The 21,890-nt window shown below is 31.8% G+C and carries 20 protein-coding genes, 1 tRNA gene and 1 pseudogene; 13 read left to right on the forward strand and 9 right to left on the reverse strand.

Features of this window, described 5'->3' with window-relative positions; all coding sequences use genetic code 11:
* Window positions 1-20: 20 nt before the first annotated feature.
* Window positions 21-980 carry a hypothetical protein gene (locus tag AAHN03_RS01400; protein WP_342278869.1) on the reverse strand — a complete coding sequence of 320 codons (960 nt, stop codon included), beginning with the start codon at window positions 978-980 and terminating at the stop codon, window positions 21-23.
* 159 nt (window positions 981-1,139) lie between these two features.
* Between AAHN03_RS01400 and AAHN03_RS01405 the strand changes: the two are divergent.
* Both AAHN03_RS01405 and AAHN03_RS01410 read left to right on the forward strand, forming a co-directional pair.
* Window positions 1,140-2,696 (forward strand): annotated as a pseudogene (locus tag AAHN03_RS01405) (DHA2 family efflux MFS transporter permease subunit).
* 16 nt (window positions 2,697-2,712) lie between these two features.
* Window positions 2,713-3,186: a Na+/H+ antiporter subunit E gene (locus AAHN03_RS01410; protein WP_342279235.1), complete on the forward strand. Its 474-nt coding sequence runs from the start codon at window positions 2,713-2,715 to the stop codon at window positions 3,184-3,186.
* Between the two features lie 67 nt (window positions 3,187-3,253).
* On the opposite strand, the gene AAHN03_RS01415 is transcribed toward AAHN03_RS01410, so the two are convergent.
* The 8 genes from AAHN03_RS01415 to AAHN03_RS01450 form a co-directional block, all read right to left on the reverse strand.
* A complete protein-coding gene (locus AAHN03_RS01415) occupies window positions 3,254-3,757 on the reverse strand; it encodes an RNA pyrophosphohydrolase (RefSeq protein WP_341762027.1) in 504 nt (167 codons plus the stop codon).
* Window positions 3,758-3,861: 104 nt separating this feature from the next.
* Entirely contained in the window at window positions 3,862-5,220 is a 1,359-nt protein-coding gene (locus AAHN03_RS01420) for a PleD family two-component system response regulator (protein ID WP_342278870.1), read from the reverse strand.
* A 187-nt stretch (window positions 5,221-5,407) separates the two neighbouring features.
* The gene (locus AAHN03_RS01425; protein ID WP_341762025.1) at window positions 5,408-6,235 is read right to left on the reverse strand and encodes an LpxI family protein; all 828 of its coding nucleotides are present in this window, start codon (window positions 6,233-6,235) and stop codon (window positions 5,408-5,410) included.
* Window position 6,236: 1 nt separating this feature from the next.
* Window positions 6,237-7,055, reverse strand: a complete 819-nt coding sequence (lpxA, locus tag AAHN03_RS01430) for an acyl-ACP--UDP-N-acetylglucosamine O-acyltransferase (protein WP_341763068.1) — start codon at window positions 7,053-7,055, stop codon at window positions 6,237-6,239.
* Between the two features lie 2 nt (window positions 7,056-7,057).
* Entirely contained in the window at window positions 7,058-7,492 is a 435-nt protein-coding gene (gene fabZ / locus AAHN03_RS01435) for a 3-hydroxyacyl-ACP dehydratase FabZ (RefSeq protein ID WP_341762023.1), read from the reverse strand.
* Between the two features lie 123 nt (window positions 7,493-7,615).
* Complete coding sequence (gene lpxD, locus AAHN03_RS01440; protein WP_342278871.1) at window positions 7,616-8,644, reverse strand: UDP-3-O-(3-hydroxymyristoyl)glucosamine N-acyltransferase; 1,029 nt, start codon at window positions 8,642-8,644, stop codon at window positions 7,616-7,618.
* Window positions 8,645-8,801: 157 nt separating this feature from the next.
* A tRNA-Phe gene (locus AAHN03_RS01445) sits at window positions 8,802-8,877 on the reverse strand.
* Window positions 8,878-8,974: 97 nt separating this feature from the next.
* Window positions 8,975-10,477 (reverse strand): NTP/NDP exchange transporter, encoded by a 1,503-nt coding sequence (locus AAHN03_RS01450; protein WP_342278872.1) that lies wholly within the window; start codon window positions 10,475-10,477, stop codon window positions 8,975-8,977.
* Between the two features lie 688 nt (window positions 10,478-11,165).
* Between AAHN03_RS01450 and AAHN03_RS01455 the strand changes: the two genes are divergently transcribed.
* The 11 genes from AAHN03_RS01455 to lipA all read left to right on the forward strand — a co-directional run bounded on the left by AAHN03_RS01455 (window position 11,166) and on the right by lipA (window position 21,884).
* On the forward strand, window positions 11,166-12,215 hold the full coding sequence (locus tag AAHN03_RS01455; protein WP_342278307.1) for an IS110 family transposase: 1,050 nt from the start codon (window positions 11,166-11,168) through the stop codon (window positions 12,213-12,215).
* A gap of 329 nt (window positions 12,216-12,544) precedes the next feature.
* Window positions 12,545-12,721: a hypothetical protein gene (locus AAHN03_RS01460; RefSeq protein WP_342278873.1), complete on the forward strand. Its 177-nt coding sequence runs from the start codon at window positions 12,545-12,547 to the stop codon at window positions 12,719-12,721.
* 60 nt (window positions 12,722-12,781) lie between these two features.
* Entirely contained in the window at window positions 12,782-13,555 is a 774-nt protein-coding gene (locus AAHN03_RS01465; RefSeq protein ID WP_342278874.1) for a hypothetical protein, read from the forward strand.
* A gap of 83 nt (window positions 13,556-13,638) precedes the next feature.
* Complete coding sequence (locus AAHN03_RS01470; protein ID WP_342278875.1) at window positions 13,639-15,705, forward strand: hypothetical protein; 2,067 nt, start codon at window positions 13,639-13,641, stop codon at window positions 15,703-15,705.
* Between the two features lie 456 nt (window positions 15,706-16,161).
* Window positions 16,162-16,668 (forward strand): palindromic element RPE1 domain-containing protein, encoded by a 507-nt coding sequence (locus AAHN03_RS01475; protein WP_342279236.1) that lies wholly within the window; start codon window positions 16,162-16,164, stop codon window positions 16,666-16,668.
* Window positions 16,668-17,936 (forward strand): dihydropteroate synthase, encoded by a 1,269-nt coding sequence (folP, locus tag AAHN03_RS01480; protein WP_342278876.1) that lies wholly within the window; start codon window positions 16,668-16,670, stop codon window positions 17,934-17,936. Before AAHN03_RS01475 ends, folP begins: the two co-directional genes overlap by 1 nt.
* 4 nt (window positions 17,937-17,940) lie before the next feature.
* Window positions 17,941-18,462 (forward strand): dihydrofolate reductase, encoded by a 522-nt coding sequence (locus AAHN03_RS01485; protein ID WP_342278877.1) that lies wholly within the window; start codon window positions 17,941-17,943, stop codon window positions 18,460-18,462.
* Entirely contained in the window at window positions 18,450-19,109 is a 660-nt protein-coding gene (locus tag AAHN03_RS01490) for a CADD family putative folate metabolism protein (protein ID WP_342278878.1), read from the forward strand. The genes AAHN03_RS01485 and AAHN03_RS01490 overlap by 13 nt, the downstream gene beginning before the upstream one ends.
* The gene (locus AAHN03_RS01495) at window positions 19,090-19,821 is read left to right on the forward strand and encodes a coenzyme F420-0:L-glutamate ligase (RefSeq protein ID WP_342278879.1); all 732 of its coding nucleotides are present in this window, start codon (window positions 19,090-19,092) and stop codon (window positions 19,819-19,821) included. Before AAHN03_RS01490 ends, AAHN03_RS01495 begins: the two co-directional genes overlap by 20 nt.
* Window positions 19,822-19,910: 89 nt before the next feature.
* Window positions 19,911-20,906 carry an Mrp/NBP35 family ATP-binding protein gene (locus tag AAHN03_RS01500; protein ID WP_342278880.1) on the forward strand — a complete coding sequence of 332 codons (996 nt, stop codon included), beginning with the start codon at window positions 19,911-19,913 and terminating at the stop codon, window positions 20,904-20,906.
* 66 nt (window positions 20,907-20,972) lie between these two features.
* Entirely contained in the window at window positions 20,973-21,884 is a 912-nt protein-coding gene (gene lipA / locus AAHN03_RS01505) for a lipoyl synthase (RefSeq protein WP_342278881.1), read from the forward strand.
* Window positions 21,885-21,890: the final 6 nt, after the last annotated feature.

A 21,890-nucleotide genomic window follows, 5' to 3' on the forward strand; every position in this document is an offset into this window, starting at 1 on the left:
TGGCTTTTAAAAGATGTAAGTTACCTACCACCCCTATCGTTCTTATTTACTGGTGGTTTTACTGGAGGAGTACTAGGTGGTGAAATAATAGATGAAGTACTAGAACGCAAAGGTTTATTATTATCATGCTTTGCGAAACTATTCCTTAGTTTTTTTGCCTTGGATACTTCTCTGCTCACTTTTTGTTCTTCTTTTAATAATTTTGCTTTCTTTTGTGCCTGTATTACTGGTGCTAATATTTCTTGTCTTTTCTGCCTGAACTCCTGTAGATCTTGTTGTTTAGGAGATGGAGTATCTTGATTTTGTGAATTGTTCAAGAGTTCTTTAACAATATCAACAACCTTATCTATAATCTTTGCAAACCAGCTTTTTTCCGGCTTTATATCATCCAAAATAGCGTTTTCCTTTGGAACATCGTGTCGTCTATTATTATTGTTAATTTTTGGTGGCTTAGATGGTTTCTGCTCCTGTACCCTACGAGAATTAGCTGCTAAATTATTATTCCTTGGGCTATTATTCCTTGGGCTATTATTCCTTGGGCGTGGGGCTACTTTACCTATTGGTTTTGTTGACTGAAGTATTTTTTTCTCATCTTCTTTTAATTTTTTCAGTGTTTCTCGCAAATCGTCTACAGTTGGAATTGGACCTTCCACAGTTGGAGTTGCAGAATTTTTTAATGTTTCTTCCTTAGGTCTTGAATCTCTTAGAGCCTTAAGTCTATCTTCTATTTCTCGATCTTTTCGTTTACCTAATTCAGCATATTTATTATCTAAATTAACTTCAGATTGTATTTCTTCCATCAACTTATCTACTTCCGAAGAAGAAACAGAACCACCCATTCTATCTAATGAGTCATTAATCATACCTGTCACCACCTCGGATTCAAACAATTTCTTATCTAACTCGCCAAGTGTTTTCTCAAATTTTTCATCAATATTTTGTATTTTCTTACTCAAATCATTAGATTTTTTCTTGGACATATGTAACTAACCCGCTATTTAAATACATAAGTTATTATAGTTTATTCTATTAGATACTACTAAATAATTTTATCAAATATATATTTTTTGAGGATATTTGCTTGTAAGATTGTTACTTTTGTGATATAAGTGATATGCTATAATTAGGTTTCATTTTCTATGCAACAAGATCTTGACCCTCCTCCACTATCAAATAAGCAGTTACTTGCATTTTTTGCAATGATAGTAGGAATGTTTATGGCAGTGTTGGATATTCAAATTGTTGCCAGTTCTTTATCAGTCATTGCAGCCGGCCTTTCTGCTTCTAGTGATGAATTATCTTGGGTTTAAACATCCTATCTTATAGCAGAAGTGATTATAATACCAATAACCGGTTTTACAGCCAAGCTTCTCTCCACTAGAATTTCTTATTTTATTGCTGCTCTTGGTTTTACCGTTATGAGTATTCTATGTTCGCTAGCCAGCAATATAGAAACAATGATTATTTTTAGAGCTTTACAAGGATTTTTTGGTGGAGCAATGATACCAACTGTCTTTAGTACAGTATTTATAATTTTTCCTGCCTCAAAACGCCCAGTAGTTACTGTGATAGTAGGATTAGTCGTAACAATAGCCCCAACACTTGGATCAACACTTGGTGGTTACATTACTGAAAACTTATCTTGGCATTTTATGTTTTTACTCAATGTAATACCTGGTATTTTTGTTTGTGTGGTCGTATATTTATACGCTGATTTTGATCAACCTAATTACAATTTGCTCAAGAATTTTGATTTTGTTGGCATTATTTTACTAACTGTTACTCTTGCTTCTTTGCAATATGTTTTAGAAGAAGGAAATAAGAAAGGCTGGATAGAAGATAATTTGATATTATTCCTTATCATACTAATTGTTGTTGGATTTATTCTGTTAGCTATTAGAGAACTGACATTTATTAATCCAATCTTAGATCTAACAACTTTTGCTAACAAAAATTTTACTTTTGGTTGTATCTACTCTTTTGTTATAGGTATAGGGCTATATGGTGCAGTCTATTTATTACCTTTATTTTTATTTACAATAGCTGGTTTTAATACTGTGCAAATTGGTTTTACCATGATGGTTACTGGTATGGCACAATTTCTGTCAGCTCCACTTGCAGGAAAAATGCTTGGCTCTGGACTAGATTTAAGAATTATGCTGGCTATCGGTCTTGCTATGTTTAGTTTAGGTTGCTACCTAAATAGTTTTTTAACAGCAGATGCTAAATTTGCCGAGTTTTTTTTACCACAATTTATTAGGGGGCTTGCTTTAATGTTTTGCTTTTTACCTACTAATAATATTGCTTTAGATAGCATGAGTAAAGATAAAGTAGGGAATGCTAGTGGGTTATATAATCTTACTCGTAATCTTGGAGGGGCTGTTGGTCTTGCAGTTATTAGCCTACTTCTTACAGATAAAACTAAAATTTTTAGCCAATATTTAAATGAAAATATTTCTTCCACTTCACCCTCTGTTCTAATGAAATTACAATTTTTAGGACAATTATTGGATGGTAAAGTGGTTGATCCGGAAAAGGCTTCGTATTTTTGGTTAGCCAGTAATATAAATAAGGAAGCATTTGTAATTGCGATAAATAGCATTTTTGGTATTATAAGTGCATTATTTTTTGTGGTAATGATCTTTCTACCGTTTACATCAACTGTTAAAGGTGGAGGAAAGTATGATGCACACTAAAATCTTTACTTTAATTATGTTGTTATTGGTGTTGTTTGGTTTAACAGGAGTACCTACTGATATTTTTGCATTGTTGTTTTCCTTAATTATCCCCAGTATATCTTATCTTGTGGCAATAAAACTCAATTTGATCCCTGATAGGATTTATTTAAATTATCATTCTATATTATATTTTATTTGGTTAATTAAAGAAATAGTTGTATCTAGCTTAGGAGTAATGAAGATTATATGGCGTAGAAATCTTAATCTACAACCAGTCTTTGAGTGGATTAATTCAGAACAAAAAAACGATACAAGTCTTGTAATATATAGTAATTCTATTATTCTTACACCAGGAACTGTAACACTTAACATATCAAATGGTATGTTATTAGTTCATGCTCTAGAACAATCATCAATCGACAATCTAAAATTTGGTAATTTTACTATGAGTAAAAGAATTCAGCACATTTCAAAGAACGACTATAGTCAATTCAGGAGAATTGGATAGCAGGAACGATGGAGCGAAGCCTATAGATAATAGGTGAGCGATCGAAGACGACATCACCAAATTCTCATCAATTGACTATATCATGAACGATAGGGGCAAATTCCTTAACTACAGCTTTATAAAGCTTGCGTTTAAAGGGAATTATAATTGATAATAACTCATCAAACTTAGCCCAACGCCATTCCTCAAACTCTGGGTTACGAGTATTAATATTAATATCTTCGTTAGTACCGGTAAACCTAATTAGAAACCATTTTTGTTTTTGACCTCGGAAATTACCACCCCATAATTTAGGTATTAAAATTTTAGGTACATCATAACTATACCAATATTTGCTTTCTGCAATAATATAGCCTTTATTACAACCTATCTCTTCGAACATTTCTCTAAGGGCAGCAACACTAGGTGTTTCTCCTAGATCTATACCACCTTGAGGCATTTGCCAAGCTGGTATTTTGGTATCTATTCTTTTTCCAACAAATACTCTATTAGCACTATCTATTATCATCATGCCTACACTTGGCCTATATGGCAATTCACGATAACATTTACAAATAGTTTCATTTTTCATGATTTTAGGTTTTTATATGAAAGGTAGACTTCTTTAAGAATTACCCTCTCATAAGCTAGTTTTACAATAAGTCTAGTATACCTGATGAATCTTCATTTGTGTATCTAAATTATTCTTATCACTTTATTTCTTCCGTCCTCCTTTGCTTGATACAGAGCTTTATCGGTACGTTCTATAAAATCACTAATAGATTCCCCAATTTTGTATTCAGTTACTCCTATGGAGATAGTTTTCTTAATAGGATATTTCTGCGTTTTAACTTTAAAATCGATAGACTCCACTCTTGTTCTTGCCCGCTGTGCTATATACATAGCTTCGTCAATCGTTATGTCATTTAAAAGGATAGCAAATTCCTCTCCGCCATATCTAGCAACCAAGTCTGTAACCCTAAAAATACTCTTCAGAACATTAGCAATGGTTTTTAGCACTATGTCTCCTGCTTGATGACCATAAGTGTCATTAACTTGCTTAAAATGATCAATATCACACATAAGTAAGCATAAAGGTCTTTTACTATCAGTAGATTTTTTTACCATTTGCTTTATGTGTGTATCAAAATAGTGACGATTAAATATGCCTGTCAAACCATCTTTGATCGACAAATTTACGCTTAACTCTAAATCATTGCGTAAAGTATCTTGGTAATGTTTTCTTTTCAATTGAGTTCTGATTCTAGCTAATAGCTCGTTTTTATCTACTGGGTATGTAAAATAATCATTAATACCCAGCTCTAAACCTTTGATAACTATCGATGTATTTTCTTCTTCAGCTTGTAATATGAGTACCGTATCATGGAATTTAGCATCAGACCGTAGCATTACGCTTATTCTTAAAGGATCTCCTTGCTCTAATTGGCAGCTGATAATTACTAAATCCGGGATATATTCGCTATCTTTCTTCAATTCATTGATATCAGATATTATTTTGATATTGGGGGTAAGGCTGAGAAGCGTTTTATTTATGTTTCTTGCCTGCACTATATCATCGTTAACTAAAAGTATTTTACTATCTGAAAAATTATCTTTTACCTCTATGACGTCACCACCTAATTCAGCATTAGTAGTGTTTCTAAGTTTGAGTTCATCAATAACCGCCTTCATTCTAGCAAGAGATCGTACCCTTGCAAAAAGAGCAGTGTCATCAATAGGTTTTGTTAAGAATTCATCAGCTCCAGCTTCAAGACCTTTTATGCGATCCTCAGTATCAGAAAGAGCCGTAACCATAATCACTGGTATATGAATAGTGTAAGGATTAGACTTAATTCGTTTACAGGTTTCAAATCCATCTATATTAGGCATCATGGCGTCAAGTAATACTATATCAATTCTATTAAGGGCAAGAACATTCAATGCATCTTTGCCGTTATTGGCAGTAAAGACTGTATAATATTCTCCTAAAAGTTTAGCTTCCAGTAATTTAACATTTGATTCTATATCATCAACTACTAGTACATTGGCTGTCATAAAGTAATATATTTTTCTACAGACTCTTCAAATCCTTACACATAAGTGAATTTTGTAATAGGTCTCATGTTTCTTGGAAAAAATTTTTTTTTATTGTAGCATGAATTTTTCATAGCACTAAGTAATATTACTCAAATAATTTGAAGAAGATGTTTCAAAGATCAATTGCCCTAATTCTTTAGATACACTAAATAAGTTTAATAAAAAGTCCGCATTCATTAGCGAGTCCAATAGTTCTTTCTATCTCTAGAATAATCACTTTATCTTTCTGTATGGCTAATCCTTTATAACCATAATTAGCTAAGTTACTTATTGTCTCTGCTCCTATTGTAGGTATATCAATTCTAGTATCTTGATCTTTCTTCATCATTTTAATAAGTACACCACCTATAGAATTTTTACGTAAATATGAACATCTTTCTATTAAATTATCTGTACCCTCAGCCGCTTCAATACCTATAATATACCCATTATCAACAATTACTGACTGTCCTACATCAAGATATCCTATACTATCTAATAGCTTTATCCCCAGTTCAATATCTGTGTTATCTATTTTAGATGGAACAGCTATGGTCATAACATCATTATTTGTTCTTAATATTTCATAACTAGAAATTACTTTAAACCCTTTTTCTTCTAGGAAATCTGTCACTATACTAAGAAGTTTATCATCTCCTAAAAATTTTTGTTTCAATATGCGTGCAAGTAACCTTGATCCCATTAAATCTACTTTAATTGATCGCAAATTAGGACGATTTACACTACCAGCAAGAATTATATTTTTTACATCATACTTACGAAAATATTCAATTATTGGCTTAACCATACCGATTTTAAAAAATTGGTGGGTAAAATCCTTATACAATACCGGATTTGCTTCTCCCTCCAAAGCTGCGATATAACATTGCCCGCCTTGCTTAATGAAACTATTGGCGAGTGAAATTGGCAATAAGCCATTTCCTGCTATAATTCCAACTATACTCTTTTGCTTTAAAGGGTATATTTGCAACATTTTATTTACTTACCTTATCATGTTCAACTTGTCTTGGCTGGCAAAATGCTCTACTAAGATCCTGTTTTATAAAAGTGATAATTTGTTCTACAATAGGATTACCTTTATATTGCTTTAAAACTATCTCAATTCTATCAGTAAAAATACCTTCGCCAATAAAAATCTCATCTACGGCTTTTATAGTATCAAGCGTTTCCTGATTATCAAAGCCACGTCTTTTCATCCCAACTAAGTTTATTCCTTCAAGAAATGCCCTTTCATTTGTAGCTAGCCCAAATGGAATCACATCTTTGCTCACTGCAGACATACCACCCACCATCGAATGTTGTCCTATACGTACGAATTGCAGAACAGCAGAAAGACCTCCTATAATGGCATAATCATCAACTTTAACATGACCAGCTAGGCTAACATAGTTAGCAAGAATTACATTATTACCCACAATACAATCATGTGCTATATGCACTCCAACCATCAATAAACAGTTATTACCTACAGAGGTAACCATACCACCACCTTTACTACCGGCTTGAATAGTTACATATTCTCTAATAGTATTATTATTACCTATGATAACCTCTGACTCTTCTCCCTCATACTTAAGTATTTGAGGGGGCTGACCAATAGAAGCAAATGGATATATAACTGTATTAGCACCAATTTTTGTTTTTCCCTCTATAACTACGTGCGATTTTAACTCAATATTATCCGCCAAAACCACATTCGGCCCAACAGTACAAAAAGGACCGACTCTGACATTTTTACCAATCGAAGCCTTTGTATCTATTATGGCAGTTGCGTGTATAGCTGATAAGGTCATTGTTAATTCCTATTTTTAACCATTGCAGTAAATTTGCTCTCTGCAACTATATGATCATTAACTTTGCTGTTACTTGAAAATTTCCAAACAGAGCCTCTATTTTGTTCTATTTTAGCATAAATATGTAATGTATCACCTGGCTCAACAACTTTACGAAATTTTGCCTCTTCAATAGTCATAAAGAAAACATCTTTATCTTTGAAGTCCATTGATTTGGCTACTAAAATAGCAGATAGTTGAGCCATAGCCTCAATAATTAGTACACCAGGCATTACTGGTTTTGTAGGAAAATGACCAGTAAATTGCGGCTCATTAAAAGTAACATTCTTGATACCAACAATAGACTCATGAAGCTTAAATTCTAGTACCTTATCTATTAATAAAAATGGATAACGATGAGGTAGCATTTCCATTATTTCTATAATATTAATTGTCATTATATACATTCCTCTTTCTTATCTGTAAGCTATTTCATTTTTAGGTCAGCAAATCTTAAATCGAGCTTGTAATCATTTAAAGGACGACATGCTATTATCTTAAATTCTTAAAACATAGATTTTTTAGTTATCTAAACTCATTTTTTTGTTTACAAGTTGCTTCATAATTACTGATTGTTTATGCCAATCTCTAATTGGTACTGCAGGATATCCACCAACTGTAGCTCCTAGTGCAACATCTTTTATCACGCCAGATTTGGCTGCTACTTGGACTTTATCGCCTAGTACTATATGTCCGGATATGCCTGACTGCCCACCTAAAGCACAATATGCTCCTACCTTAGTACTACCTGCTATACCTACTTGGGCAACAATAACTGACCCCCGTCCTATTATAGCATTATGTCCTATCTGCACTAAGTTATCTATTCTACAAAAATCTTCTATTATTGTATCATTTATCGATCCTCTATCAATAGTAGTATTACTACCTATTTCAACATTATTCCCTATTTTTACCATACCAGTGTGCAAAATTTTCTTATGAATTCCTTTATCTGTTGCAAAACCGAATCCATCTTGTCCAATTCTCGCTCCCGCTAATATTACCACATCATCACCTATTATACTGTAACTTACTGAAACATTTGAGTGTATTAACGCTCTATTACCTATTACTACTCCAAAATCTATACTCGTCCCAGATTCTATAATGCAATTATCTCCTATTATAACATGATCTTCAATAACAACATTATGTCCTATATAACAATTCTTTCCTATAATAGCAGAATCTGCAATATAGCTAGAAGGCATAATTTTGTTAGGATAAGTTTTTGCTTTACTATAAAATAAATCTACTAATTTTGCATAAGCAAAATACGGATTTTTTGTTTTTAATAAAATTGTTCCATTATTAGATTCGTGCGAAAAATCCTCTGGGACTATGCAGCATGAAGCTTTAGTGTTTTGGAATTGAATAATATATTTGTTATGAATTAAAAAACTTATATCACCAACATCAGCCTCTTCTAATGACTTAACATTATGGATTAACAAATCATTTGAGTATACTATCTTAGCATCTATTAATTTTACAATTTCTGATAATTTATAAGGAGCAGATTTTTTATAAAAACGTGAGTTTATCATGGTTATTTAATTTTACAAAATAATGGCAACAGTATAAACGCCAGTTAGAAAATACTCAAGTTTTCTTACAATAATTTATATTTCAGAATATTGTTCATTATTGTATAATAGTTATTATACAATTTAGAAGTATAGTATAAGAGATTTATCATAGAGATGGTGGCTAGAGCCGGGATCGAACCGGCGACACAAGGATTTTCAGTCCTTTGCTCTACCAACTGAGCTATCTAGCCGCATGAACAGACCTATTGTACCCCAATTCGGGATAAGAATTGACAAATTCTTATCCCGAATTCGCGTTGTAGCCCCATCAATCTAACTTCGTTACAACTAACTTTCGGATTTGACATCAGATATCTGAACTTGATATTCCTTATTAAGTGCTTTGATCGCGTATAGCCACAATATTACAATAACAAAAAACACACCAGCAAAATAAGGTGTAGCTTCAGTGAAGGTAAAAGCAGGGAGCAAGATAAAGAATGTTGACTGGATAATACCACCACCAGATTTACCGAACCTACCACCTATAACTTCTACTGCCGCTTGACCTTTTGTTCTAAGATCCTTATCAAGAGGAATATATGCCATATTCTTGGTAGCATCAAATAGTGAATATTTTGTTGCCTTACTTAAAATATTCTGAATCATCCCAATCATCACTGCTACTGCCAAAGGTCCAGAAGTGAATAGACCAGTAACATACATCGCAATAGTACTATCAAAGAAAATGAAAACAAAAAAAGCAATACCAGTAATTAACATCATCACAGGAGTAATCATAGCGGCGGTGAACCAAGAAACCCTTCTTAAAATGTTAGAACCAACAATCATGAATAATATAGCTGTCACACCTTGCCAAGCCTGAAATTGCCCCATATACATGGTATATTCTTCTTTAGTTGGATATAGCTGCTGAATTTTTGATTTCCATACACCTTCTACAAGATTTACTGACACACCATAACATATAATTAGTAAGGCAATAAGTCCTAAATATTTTGAGCTAAAAATCATTTTGAAGCTTTCTATGAGAGATAACTTAACCCTGCCTTTCTTGTTTGCTTTACTTGTTGAGTCATATAAAGTAGGATCGGTTAAAACATGCTGATTCATCCATCTATATAATAACATGATAACTACAGCACTACTCATCATAATAACAAATAGTGGCGTAAATTTCAGTTCTTCTGAAACTATTTGAGTTTCTTTGCTTAAAAAATAGCCAAGTATTAATGCAGTAACTGGTAAAGATAAATTTGCTAACATACCAAACATAGAATAAAAACGCTTTGCCTCTTCAGTCTTAGTAATTTGGTTAGCAAATTGCCAAAATAATAAGCTAAGCATCATACTTCCCCAAAGTTCTGATATAGCATAAAAGATTGCAAAGCTCCACTTACCAACTACCCTAATGAACCACTTAAAATTTGGATATGCAATACTTAATGTATCAATTGTTTCAGGATTGGGATGCACCAACTCTGGGTAAGGATATAAGACAAAAGTGAATAGGACAAAATATGCAAGAAAAAAACTAGTTACAGCATAAAAAACATTTTCTTGTTTTAAAATATCACAAAGCTTTACGTAAGCAACCATAAGTAGTACTGCCATTGGTAAAACAACATAGGTTTTTACAAAACTTATTGCTTCAGGACCAATAGCTGTTACCACAAATCCATCTTTTATCGATCTAAGAGTGGAATAGTTGAGCAAAATACAAAACATCATGCCAGCCATAGGTAAGAATTTCTTATTTTCATGCCATTCAATTGGCCAAACTACTCTTCTCATTTCTGAGAAATAACTATTATTTTCTACCTTATTCATACTATTTTATTATTATTATAAGTCAGTGGACTTATACAGATATATACAAGAAAAGTCAAACGAAATGATTACCTTTTGCTAGATAAGTCTAATTATAGGTTCTTATATCTTAAAAACATATTATAACCTCAGTTCGATATAAGAATTAATAATTCTTATATCGATACTTGCTTTGTTATAAGGAAAAATGCACTCTTGAAGCGGCTGACGCGGGTGCATTTTAACTTTTTTCATCATTCAATATGTGATTTTAATTGTTAAAATCACATATTGAATGGAGTGTTATATTTTAACAATCAGGTGGGCAGCCGCTTCAAACCTGATTGTTTCTATATATAATAACCTGAATTCGATGTAACTTGTTACATCGAATTCAGGTTATTATAAGTAGTTATAAGAGGGTGACTTGATAAGAGCTAGACTGAAATAGTCGTGCATAGAATAAGTACCCTCTTATCGTTAAGTTTGCTTTGAACAAATTGTAGAAGATGCTGCAATGCAGTAGCCTTATACAATAAGATGAAGGAAATTATACTATGAATAAAATAATAGGTCTAGGTGTAAGTAAAAAATGGCTTGATATATGTGTATATATAATGGTATGGACCTACCCTATATACAGAATGAGAAGCGTATGCTAATCTTCTAGGATAGGAAATGAATCCTAAACAATAATAAGGAGATCCATATGGAAGTTACCACAATTGGTATAGATATTGCAAAAAGAATTTTTCAAATTCACGGTGTAGATAAAAATGGCAAGACAGTATTGAAGAAAAAATTAACGAGAGAGCAGATTTTAACTTTTATGGCTAACGTACCAAAATGTCTAGTAGGCATGGAAGCTTGCGGTGGAGCTAGCTATTGGGCAAGAGAATTAACAAAATTAGGTCATAAAGTAAAATTAATGGCCCCGCAGTTTGTTAAACCTTATGTTAAAACTAATAAAAATGATCAAGCTGATGCAGAAGCAATATGTGAGGCAGTAGCAAGACCTAATATGAGGTTTGTACCTATCAAAACTGTAGAGCAACAAGAAATTTTATTTATTCATAGAGTAAGGCAACGATTGGTAAAAAACCGTACTGCTCTTGCTAATGAGATCAGGGGATTATTACATGAATTTGGTTTTGTTATTCCGCAAGGAATCAATAAGATTATGACAAAATTAACTGAGATTTTAGATGCAGGGGCTTTAAGCCAGCTAAGCTATCAAACGTTTAGTGAGTTAAAAGAAGAATTTGTAGAAAATGATAAAAAAATAAAAGAGCTAGAACAACGATTAAAAATCATAGCTAGCCAGTATAGTAATCACCAACAACTAATGACGATACCAGGTATAGGTTTAATAACTGCCACAGCCTTAATAGCCTCAATAGGGAATGCTAGTTGTTTTGAAAATGGTAGGCAATTATCAGCATGGCTGGGATTAGTGCCAAGGCAACATTCTAGTGGTGGTAAAGATAAGTTGCTTGGTATTAGTAAAAGAGGTGATATTTATTTACGTACTTTGTTAATTCAAGGAGCAAGAGACGTTCTGAATAGCAAGATAAGATTTACCACGGAAGAACAAAAATCTAAAAAAGATTATAGCAAGTTTACTGAGTGGATGTTTAATTTATCTGAGAGAAACAGTCATAATAAAACAGTTGTCGCGGTAGCTAATAAGCTAGCAAGGGTGGTATTTGCATTACTCAGTTCAGGTAATGATTATACCGAGAGTAAAGTTTGTAGTTAAAAAAACTGCTCCAAATAATTGATGAAATGACATTATAGGTAATAAAAGTTTAACAAATTCCAATCCGGAATATGCGAAGAATGATAATATTGATGGTAAATAAGACGAACCTTAGCTTACAAAAAAACTGAATTTAGCAATGGCTCTTTAGAAGTCGAATATATGATAAGTATAAGTTTGTAAGCCAGCGAATTCCATCAGGGCTATAGGGTAAATTGCTTGATTTATTGTCTATAAGCCGGATACATGACTGCATTCGATTTTTTTGCTGTTATATATTATTTTTTTCTTGCATTGTTGGGTAGGTCCATACATGGGTAGGTCCATACATGCCAAATAATAAACCAATATATCACTGTTTTTTAAATGAGCAATCAGGTCATGAAGAATTTATAAACTTAATAAAAGAGCAAAAAGTTAAGCTAATTGTAGCTTGTATGTGTAAATTACTTGAAGTTTGTCATAAGCTTATTCAACAAAAACGCTTATTTGTTGTTAATCAATAATATTTTTTATTGATATAAAATACAGATAAAAATATTTAATTTTTTTTAAAAGATAATTGCTTGCTAAGAGCCTTAGAACTTATAGTTCGATATATACCAAATTTATCATATAAGAATTTGGTAATTATTTTAATATTCCCATTAACTATAGCTTTGTATTATAAAATTTTTCTTTCTAATAAAGTACCTAATCTAACACTATGGAGTTTGCATAGATCAGATGACTTATTATTTATTGATAATAATACAGCCGTTGCATCCTTAATAGCTACCATCTATATAGACCTAGATAAGATAAAAATTATACCAAGAACAAATACTCTTACAACCTCAGCTAATAGTTTTATTATTCCAGTTTTTCGTTTAGAAATGAAAGCAAAAGGAAAATTAGACGCAAAAAGTTTAACTGATCTAAGTAATATTATTTTATCTGCATCTAAACCTGAACAACTGATACAATTAGATTTTGATGCCACTTATAATCAAAGAAAAATTTACTCTCAACTAATTGAAACATTAGTAAAAAACAATAGGAAAATTTCTATTACTGCCTTATCTTCATGGTGTATGTTTGATAATTGGATAGATAAACTTTCAATAGAATATGCCGTGCCAATGGTGTATCAAGGCAGAAAAGAAAATCAAGATATAAGACGAGTAAAAAAATTTTTTACTGATAATAAAAATTGGCGTAGCAAAAAATGTCAAAATTATATTGGTCTTATGGCAGGTGATGTGCTTACTGTACCAACAAGCTTTAAAGTCTTTATATTTAATAAAGATAAATGGAATAAAGAAACATATTATAAAATAACAAAAAATATTCAATCATGAAATCTAAGAACACACCAATTAAATTGATTTATGCAGGAACTCTAATATTAATTACCTTTTTCATGCATATTAGCTTAGCTTGTATGAGTACAATCGAAACAAGGTCTTTCCCGTATGAAGAAGATATCTTCGATATAACCATACCTTTAAGACAAGAAGGAATATTAAAGACCTTTGCTAGAGGTTCCATAGCAATATTGCCTGATAAAACTAATCTGCTAGGGCTAATTCTAGCATATCGTTATTTATCAAATAATCCACCTACTACAGAAAACCTAGATAATTTATCTAAACCAATAAATGAAGAAATTAACTCACAAAATATATGGCGAGAAAATAGCAATAAAATAGTTAATGAAGAAAACTATCTTTCGTCATATAAATCAGTTAGCAACAAAGAAAATCAGGTGCAAACTAGTTTCTATTTTGAGAATTGCTTGAACAATGCTTTTACCTTTGCTGTAGAATTATTTAATGATAAAAGCAAGAAATATAATGCTTCTCAAATAAAACAATGGGTATCTAACCAAAATAAAGTATTTAATAACTGTGATCAGAACGTATTAATACTACCTACTATTTTGTCAGAAAATGCAACAAAAGAAGAATTAGATGATTATAACTACCAACTTGCTTCAGCTTATTTCTATGCTATGCATTATGATACTAGTAGTGAATTATTTACCAAAATATCAGAGAGTGATTCTCAATACAAAGATTTAGCTCTTTATTTAATATTTCGTTCTCTTTTTAGGCAAATAAAATATCAAAATAAAGATAATAATGATTTTTTTGTATTATATAAAAAATTACAACCTTTAATTAATACATCACCTTTTAAAGCTGAAATAGATAAATTATTAAAATATTTTATAATTAAACAAGATATAAATAAAGAAGTAATACAACTCACTGAACAATTAATCTCCAAAGAGATAAGGTCAGAAGATTATAATGATCATACTATAAAAAATGGGCTGATTACTAACCACCCATTTTTAGAATGGGCAAATTATTTTTATATTCAAGATAATTTTTTAGATACATATAAAAAATGGCAAAACTATAATTCATTACCTTGGCTGATACTATCTTTAAAAAAGATCAAATTATCAGATATTAAATCGCAGGAAGCTCAAAAAGTTATCCAAAAAGCACAAGAAATTACTGAAAATACGCAAGGATACATATTAACTCAATATTATTTAGCCAAACTTGCCTTATCTGAAAAAAATTACAAACTATTGGATGATATTACAACAAAAGTTTTAAAAATTCCTAATTTAGCACCTTATGAGGTAAATTTATTTAATTACTTACGTTCATATGCTGCAAAAAATTACCATGAGTATTTAACTTACATAGTACAACCTGTGTTATATATGTATACTGATTCCTCAATAGAATATGCGAATGATATCTCAGGAAAAATTATGGATATAATAGGACAGAGCAACAATCTCATTGAAAATGTCCCTACTAAAATGCTTACTGAATCCCTAGATTGTAATATACCAAAATGGTTAAAGAAACGCCTAATTGCTAGTGCTTGGACACGCTATATATTATTGGGAGAAATATCAGAAGCTGAAAATATATCTTCTCTTTTGGTGAAATTAAATCCGGAATTAAATGATGTTATTAATGGATTTTTATCTGAGAAAAATTTAGAAGTTAAACAGAAATTAGCTCACCTGATTATAATGCGTTCTCCTAGTTTAAATATATTTATCAAATCATATTTATGGCGCAACGATTCTTATTATCAAAAGGATCTAAATTTAACAGAATTGAGTATGAATAGTGAGAATTGGTGGAATGACCAAGATTTAGAAAATTTTGAGCTAAATAATTATGGGGAATTTTTAACAAAAGAAGATAAAGAACTAGCTAAAAAAGAATGGTCTTTTTTCAAAAAAAATCTTCCTAATAAAGTGGATTATTTTTGTCATTCAAGTATTGATAGTTACAATAAATTTAAAAATAAAGATTTTATTCCTGAAATGCTGCATTTATGTGTAAAGATGAGTAAAAAATGTCATAATGCCCCAAAATCATCTTATGAAGCTTTTATCATGTTGCATAAATATTATAAAAATAATAAATATACTCTATTAACTCCTTATAATTATTATGTAAAGCCAAAATAAAGTCGAGTAACCTACTCCAGTTACATGTATTAGTTGATACGGAGTGGAGACCCTTCAAAAGCAGGGGGAAAGCTAAATTTTGCTAAAAATATGCCTAGCTTTTTATAGTAACTGATAAATTGCTTTTATATGTCTGACAATACTAAGATTTACCAATTTAAAGTACATTTTAAAGATATAAGTCTAATGATTTGGCGTAGATTTCTAATTCAAATTTAGCTTTGCCCCTACTTTTGAATGGTCTCCAATTGCCAATTTGACTGCTGATTCTTTAAATTCGACCGAATAAATTAGTCATTTTTGTACTTCCTTTCTGTTAATCTTTCTGTTAATATTGTCTCGTATTAACTGTCCGGAAAACTGTTGACAGATCAATTTTTTCATAATACATTTAATCAGTAAAATGAGGTTATATTCAATAAAAATGTTTTTAAGCTTTCTATTATAGATTTTCGTATTTGGCTTCATCTTGGATGTACTGAGGAAGAGAAGGTTCATCCCCAAATGATTAGTTTCAATATTGACTTGTGTTTTAAGGTGTGTCCTCAAGGTGCTTATACAGATAAGCTAAAGGATGTTGTTTGTTATCTTAAGATAGTTGAGTTAATTACCGTTTTTTGTCAAGGAAAGTGCTTTAATGTTGTTGAGCATTTGACAGAATCTATTTATAAGGCAATTTTTGATTATTTAAATTCATTCCAACATCTAATCCAATCAATTAAAATTGAGACTCGTAAAGTTTCTCCTCCTGTACCCAACATTCATGGGGGTATTAGTTGGACGCATTACATTAATTTTATTAATAGACCTCTTGCGAAATTCGCTTATGCTAGGGAATTTGTAGGAGACACGGAATCTCGACCCGCAGCGTACTCAAATGTACGTGAGGAGCAGAGTACCGGTATCACGCACAAATTACCAGCAGAAGTAGAATTACGCAAGAGGTCTAATGAGGATGCGTGATGATTTATATAAGCTTGGGATCAAATTTAGGTAATCGCCTCGATAATTTATGGGAATCTGTTAACTTAATTAGGCAATATTGTTTATCAAATATTAGATGTTCTATCATCCTTGAAACTAAGGCAATTTTACCATGCAGTGCTTCTACTGACTGGGATAAGCCATTTTTAAATATGATAGTTGCTGGAGAGACAAACTTATCACCAACAGAATTATTGAAATCATTGCAAAATATAGAAATAACCATAGGACGTCCTAGAAAGCATGAACTATGGACCCCACGTATTATTGATTTAGATATTTTGTTTTATAACGATCTAATTATAAACACAAAGTATCTTGTTATTCCCCACCCTAAACTGGAGAATCGTGATTTTCTCAAACATCTATTAGCATTAATGGGTAAAGAGCCATGGAAATTCCAACCAAGTATAGAGAACTCTTTTATAAAAAGCTCTGTCTTAAATCCTCGGTTGGTAGGAATCGTTAATATAACTAAGGATTCTTTTTCAGATGGCGGAAATTTTTATGAAACAAATAAAGCTATAAAACAAGTGATAAAGCTTGTAGAAGATGGAGCTAGCGTTATTGAAATTGGTGCTCAATCAACAAGACCTAATGCAACTATTCAACCTATTGAATCTGAATACGCTAAGTTAGATGAAGTGTTAGAGGAACTAGCCCCTATTATTACTGATAAAAAGATCGATATAAGTATTGATACATTACATCCTTTTATTGCTGTAAATCTTATAGAAAAATATCATATAAGATGGATTAATGATGTTGGTGGAGGGTTTGATGATAATACATTAAGGGCTATAGCAAAAGCTGGTTGTAAATTTTGTCTTATGCATTCTATTACTATTCCACCAAGCAAAAATCAGATTATACCCTTAAACGTCAAACCAATTGATTATCTGATTCAATGGGGTAAGGGTGCTATACAAAGGCTTACTAAGCTTGGATTTACTCTAGAGAATATCGTTCTAGATCCTGGTATAGGGTTTGGCAAGACAGCTTATCAAAATATTGAAATATTAAGAAGTATAGATCAGCTTAAAAGCTTAGGTTCTTTGATAATGATAGGCCATTCTAGAAAATCATATATTCATGCTTTTTCTGAAGAACCCCATGCTTATGCTAGAGACATAGAAACAATTGGAGCTTCCTTGGCTATTAAAGATAAAGTAGATTTTTTACGAGTACATAATGTGAAAGATCATATGAAGGCTTTGGTTGCATATCACTCATCTAATAACGAGTAATGACATGATAAGCAAACAATCTATATCTATTATAGGAATCATGGCAGCAACAAAAGATGGGGTCATAGGACGTAATAATGCCTTACCATGGTATTATCCAGATGAAATCAAGCATTTTAGAGCTATTACCCACAACAGTATAGTTATTATGGGGTGTAATACTTATCAATCTATGCCGAAAACACTATTTATAGACAGGCAGACCTTTGTTTTATCTAATGATAACAGCTTGCAATTGAATGGCACTAAGGTTTTTACCTCTCTACAAAAATGTTTAGAACATCTTAAAAAATCGAAAACTAATGATAAGATTTTTATGATCGGAGGTGGACAAATAGCTCATTTATTTCTAGAACATAATTTAATTTCTTCCTTTATTCTTACAGAAATACATAAATTATATTCTGGTGATGTATATTTGGATCTTCGGTATTTCAGAAGATGGACAAGATATACTCTAAAGAAATCAAGTAATTATACAATTTATCTATTAAAAAACCCTGAGGAGGTTTCATGGAGTTTATAAATAATTTGGACGATACATTGGAAAAATGGTCTTTACTTAAACATCCATTTTATCAAGCTTGGAATAATGGTATCTTGGACAAGAATACACTGAACGTTTATGCTCAAGAATATTATAATCATGTTGCTGCTTTTCCTAGATATATCAGTCAGATTCACGCTTTATGTGTTGATATCCAGGCCAGACAAGTCTTATTAGAGAATTTGGTTGATGAAGAACAAGGTGACAATAATCATCCGGAGCTATGGTTACGTTTTATCGAAGGATTAGGTGTTTCTCGAGATAATGATAAGAATTCCAAATTTGAGTCAACAAAAAGATTGGTTAATGGTTTTTTTGAGTTAACTCAAACAGATTATCCTACTGGACTTGGAGCCTTATATGCTTATGAAAGACAAACTCCAACAGTATCAAAAGTCAAGATTGATGGTCTGAAAAAACATTATAATATTCACAATCAAAGAACCTTAGAATTTTTCGCTGTCCATGCAAAAACTGATATATGGCATACCAATGAACTTATTAAGCTGATTAACAAACTTAATAACATAGAACAAAAACAAGTACATTATGGAGCTGTGAAGGGGGCTAAATTACTTTGGCAATTTCTTGATGGGATGGAGTTATATGCAAATTCATGCTATTAAGACTCATAAAATCCAATATGGTGAGTCATTACAAACTATATTGACTCAATATATTGCGGATTTAAAAGAAGGTGATGTTGTAGCTATAACTTCAAAAGTAATTAGTGTATTAGAGGGAAGGTTTGTTAAAAAAGGTGATATTGATAAATATACATTAATTCTACAAGAGGCAGATCAAATATTAGAGACAGAAGAAAATAGATATAATATTTATTTAACTCTAAAAAATGGCTTACTAATTCCATCTGCGGGTATTGATGAATCTAATGCCGATGGTGTTTATGTATTATATCCTCAAGATGTTCAGAAAACAGCCTATTGGATTTGGCAATATTTGTGCAGTACACATAATATCTGCGATCTAGGAATTGTTATAACCGATAGTCATACAACTATTATGAGACGAGGTGTAACTGGAATTGCTCTTGGTTGGTGTGGTTTTAGCCCCTTATATTCCTATATTGGTAAGCATGATATTTATAATCAATCTTTAAATGTCACACAAATTAATATATTAGATTCATTAGCAGGAGCAGCTGTTTTTGTTATGGGGGAAGGCAATGAACAAACCCCTATAACTATTATTAAGGATGCTCCCCGTCTAACCTTTCTTGACAGACCTCCATCGGAAGAGGAAAAACTTAGCATTGTCATTAGTATGGAAGAAGATTTATATGGTCCATTATTAAAATCGGCGAAATGGGTGAGTTAAAAAGCGTGCAATAATGACCTAGTAAATGGGTTAATGTGCGTTGAAAAATAAGATTATTAACGGTAAGAGCTTCATTTTACTTAAAAACGATGATTGATATAAACCAGCAACAAATACTAAATAAAATTTCAGATATCACTTTTAGTGACAATACAAAATTAGTCAGTATTATATCTAATATTATAATTAAGGATAAAAATATTGGGTTTGCCATTGATATTCTTGGTAAAGATTCCAAGGAAATCGATGAAATAAAAATTAAAGCTATTAATAAATTAAATGAAATACCTAATATTGGGAAAATAACTATAGTTTTAACTAGTAGCAAAGGTGTAGCTAAAAAATCAACTAATCCAAAAGTTAAACATTTCATTGACGGAGTAAAGAAGATAATATTGGTGGCATCCGGTAAAGGAGGAGTTGGTAAATCTACTATAACAGCATTGATAGCGGAGCAATTAAATCTTGAAGGATACAAGGTGGGAATAGTGGATGCTGATATTTATGGTCCGTCAATTCCACAAATATTTGGTATTAGTGGTGTACCTGAAATAGTGTATAATAAAATGACCCCTTTAAAATCGCGAGGCATTGAAATTATTTCTATCGGATTTCTTATTAAGGATAATTCAGCCATTGTTTGGCGTGGTCCAATGGCTAGCAAGACCATTTATCAACTATTATCTCTCACCCATTGGCAGGAGTTAGATTATTTAATTATTGACATGCCCCCTGGTACTGGTGATATTCACTTAAGTATTTTAGAAAATTACCAACTAGACGGAGTAATAATAGTAACTACTCCACAAAAAATGGCTGCAATAGACGTCGTTAGATCGATTGATTTATATAGAAAATTTAACCTACCAATTTTAGGTATTATAGAAAATATGAGCTATCTAGTTGAACCAAGTTCGGGAAAGACAATTCAGATATTTAACGGTAATAGTGGAGAAAATTTTGCCAAAGAATATAATATACCCTTAATCTGTAAGATTCCTATTGAACCCAAATTATCTTACAACTGTGATAACAGCACTAGCCTTACAGATATAGTTAAACTACCAATAAAAAATTTTGTTTAATGATATACTCAAATGATTTGAATATAAAACTCATAAAAAAGCAGGCCATAAACAAAGTAGGATTATATGTCAAACATAATCAAGATAGAAGAAGCTCAAACCCTTAAAAGACCTGATTGGATAAAGGTTAAAGCACCAAATTCATATCAATATCATGATACAAGAAAACTAATTGAGAGTTTAAAATTAAATACAGTCTGTCAAGAAGCTGCTTGCCCTAATATAGGGGAATGTTGGGCAAAAAAACATGCTACAGTTATGATTTTAGGATCTGTCTGTACTCGTGCTTGTAGATTTTGTAATGTTAAAACTGGTCGTCCCGATTTACTCGATCCTCACGAGCCACAGAGACTAGCACAAGCCGTAATGAAATTAGGGCTTGAACATGTGGTAATTACTTCAGTTGATCGAGATGACTTAGATGATGGTGGGGCTGAGCATTTTGCCAATTGTATAAAGGAAATAAGATTAGTTGCACCTAATACCACAATTGAAGTTCTAACCCCAGATTTTCTTAAGAAAGATGGGGCAGCTGAAATAGTGGTATTAGCAAAACCTGACGTTTATAATCATAATGTAGAGACAGTGCCTTCTCTATACAAAACTATCAGACCAGGAGCGAGATACTATAATTCATTAAGTCTTTTGCATAACGTAAAAAAATTAGACTCTGATATTTTTACTAAATCAGGTATGATGGTTGGTCTTGGAGAAACAAACGATGAAATTATGCAAGTAATGGACGATTTAAGGGAAGCTAAAGTTGATTTTCTAACTATAGGACAATATTTACAGCCAACCAAAAACCATGCAGTAGTTGCTAGATATGTTCCCCCAGAAGAATTTAAATATTTTGAAAGAGTAGCAAGGGTTAAAGGGTTTTTGATGGTTTCCGCCAGTCCATTAACCCGTTCTTCTTATCATGCTGGTGACGATTTCCAAAAATTAAAGGGTGCTAAGGCCTCGGTTTCGGCATAGTATAAG

The sequence above is a fragment of the Candidatus Tisiphia endosymbiont of Myopa tessellatipennis genome, assembly GCF_964031105.1.
Lineage (GTDB): Bacteria > Pseudomonadota > Alphaproteobacteria > Rickettsiales > Rickettsiaceae > Tisiphia.

Coding starts and splice junctions, on each gene's coding strand:
- AAHN03_RS01400 (WP_342278869.1), bottom strand. CDS start 980: ATGTCCAAGAAAAAATCTAATGATTTGAGTAAGAAAATACAAAATATT.
- AAHN03_RS01410 (WP_342279235.1), top strand. CDS start 2,713: ATGTTGTTATTGGTGTTGTTTGGTTTAACAGGAGTACCTACTGATATT.
- AAHN03_RS01415 (WP_341762027.1), bottom strand. CDS start 3,757: ATGAAAAATGAAACTATTTGTAAATGTTATCGTGAATTGCCATATAGG.
- AAHN03_RS01420 (WP_342278870.1), bottom strand. CDS start 5,220: ATGACAGCCAATGTACTAGTAGTTGATGATATAGAATCAAATGTTAAA.
- AAHN03_RS01425 (WP_341762025.1), bottom strand. CDS start 6,235: ATGTTGCAAATATACCCTTTAAAGCAAAAGAGTATAGTTGGAATTATA.
- lpxA (WP_341763068.1), bottom strand. CDS start 7,055: ATGACCTTATCAGCTATACACGCAACTGCCATAATAGATACAAAGGCT.
- fabZ (WP_341762023.1), bottom strand. CDS start 7,492: ATGACAATTAATATTATAGAAATAATGGAAATGCTACCTCATCGTTAT.
- lpxD (WP_342278871.1), bottom strand. CDS start 8,644: ATGATAAACTCACGTTTTTATAAAAAATCTGCTCCTTATAAATTATCA.
- AAHN03_RS01450 (WP_342278872.1), bottom strand. CDS start 10,477: ATGAATAAGGTAGAAAATAATAGTTATTTCTCAGAAATGAGAAGAGTA.
- AAHN03_RS01455 (WP_342278307.1), top strand. CDS start 11,166: ATGGAAGTTACCACAATTGGTATAGATATTGCAAAAAGAATTTTTCAA.
- AAHN03_RS01460 (WP_342278873.1), top strand. CDS start 12,545: ATGCCAAATAATAAACCAATATATCACTGTTTTTTAAATGAGCAATCA.
- AAHN03_RS01470 (WP_342278875.1), top strand. CDS start 13,639: ATGAGTACAATCGAAACAAGGTCTTTCCCGTATGAAGAAGATATCTTC.
- folP (WP_342278876.1), top strand. CDS start 16,668: ATGATTTATATAAGCTTGGGATCAAATTTAGGTAATCGCCTCGATAAT.
- AAHN03_RS01485 (WP_342278877.1), top strand. CDS start 17,941: ATGATAAGCAAACAATCTATATCTATTATAGGAATCATGGCAGCAACA.
- AAHN03_RS01490 (WP_342278878.1), top strand. CDS start 18,450: ATGGAGTTTATAAATAATTTGGACGATACATTGGAAAAATGGTCTTTA.
- AAHN03_RS01495 (WP_342278879.1), top strand. CDS start 19,090: ATGCAAATTCATGCTATTAAGACTCATAAAATCCAATATGGTGAGTCA.
- AAHN03_RS01500 (WP_342278880.1), top strand. CDS start 19,911: ATGATTGATATAAACCAGCAACAAATACTAAATAAAATTTCAGATATC.
- lipA (WP_342278881.1), top strand. CDS start 20,973: ATGTCAAACATAATCAAGATAGAAGAAGCTCAAACCCTTAAAAGACCT.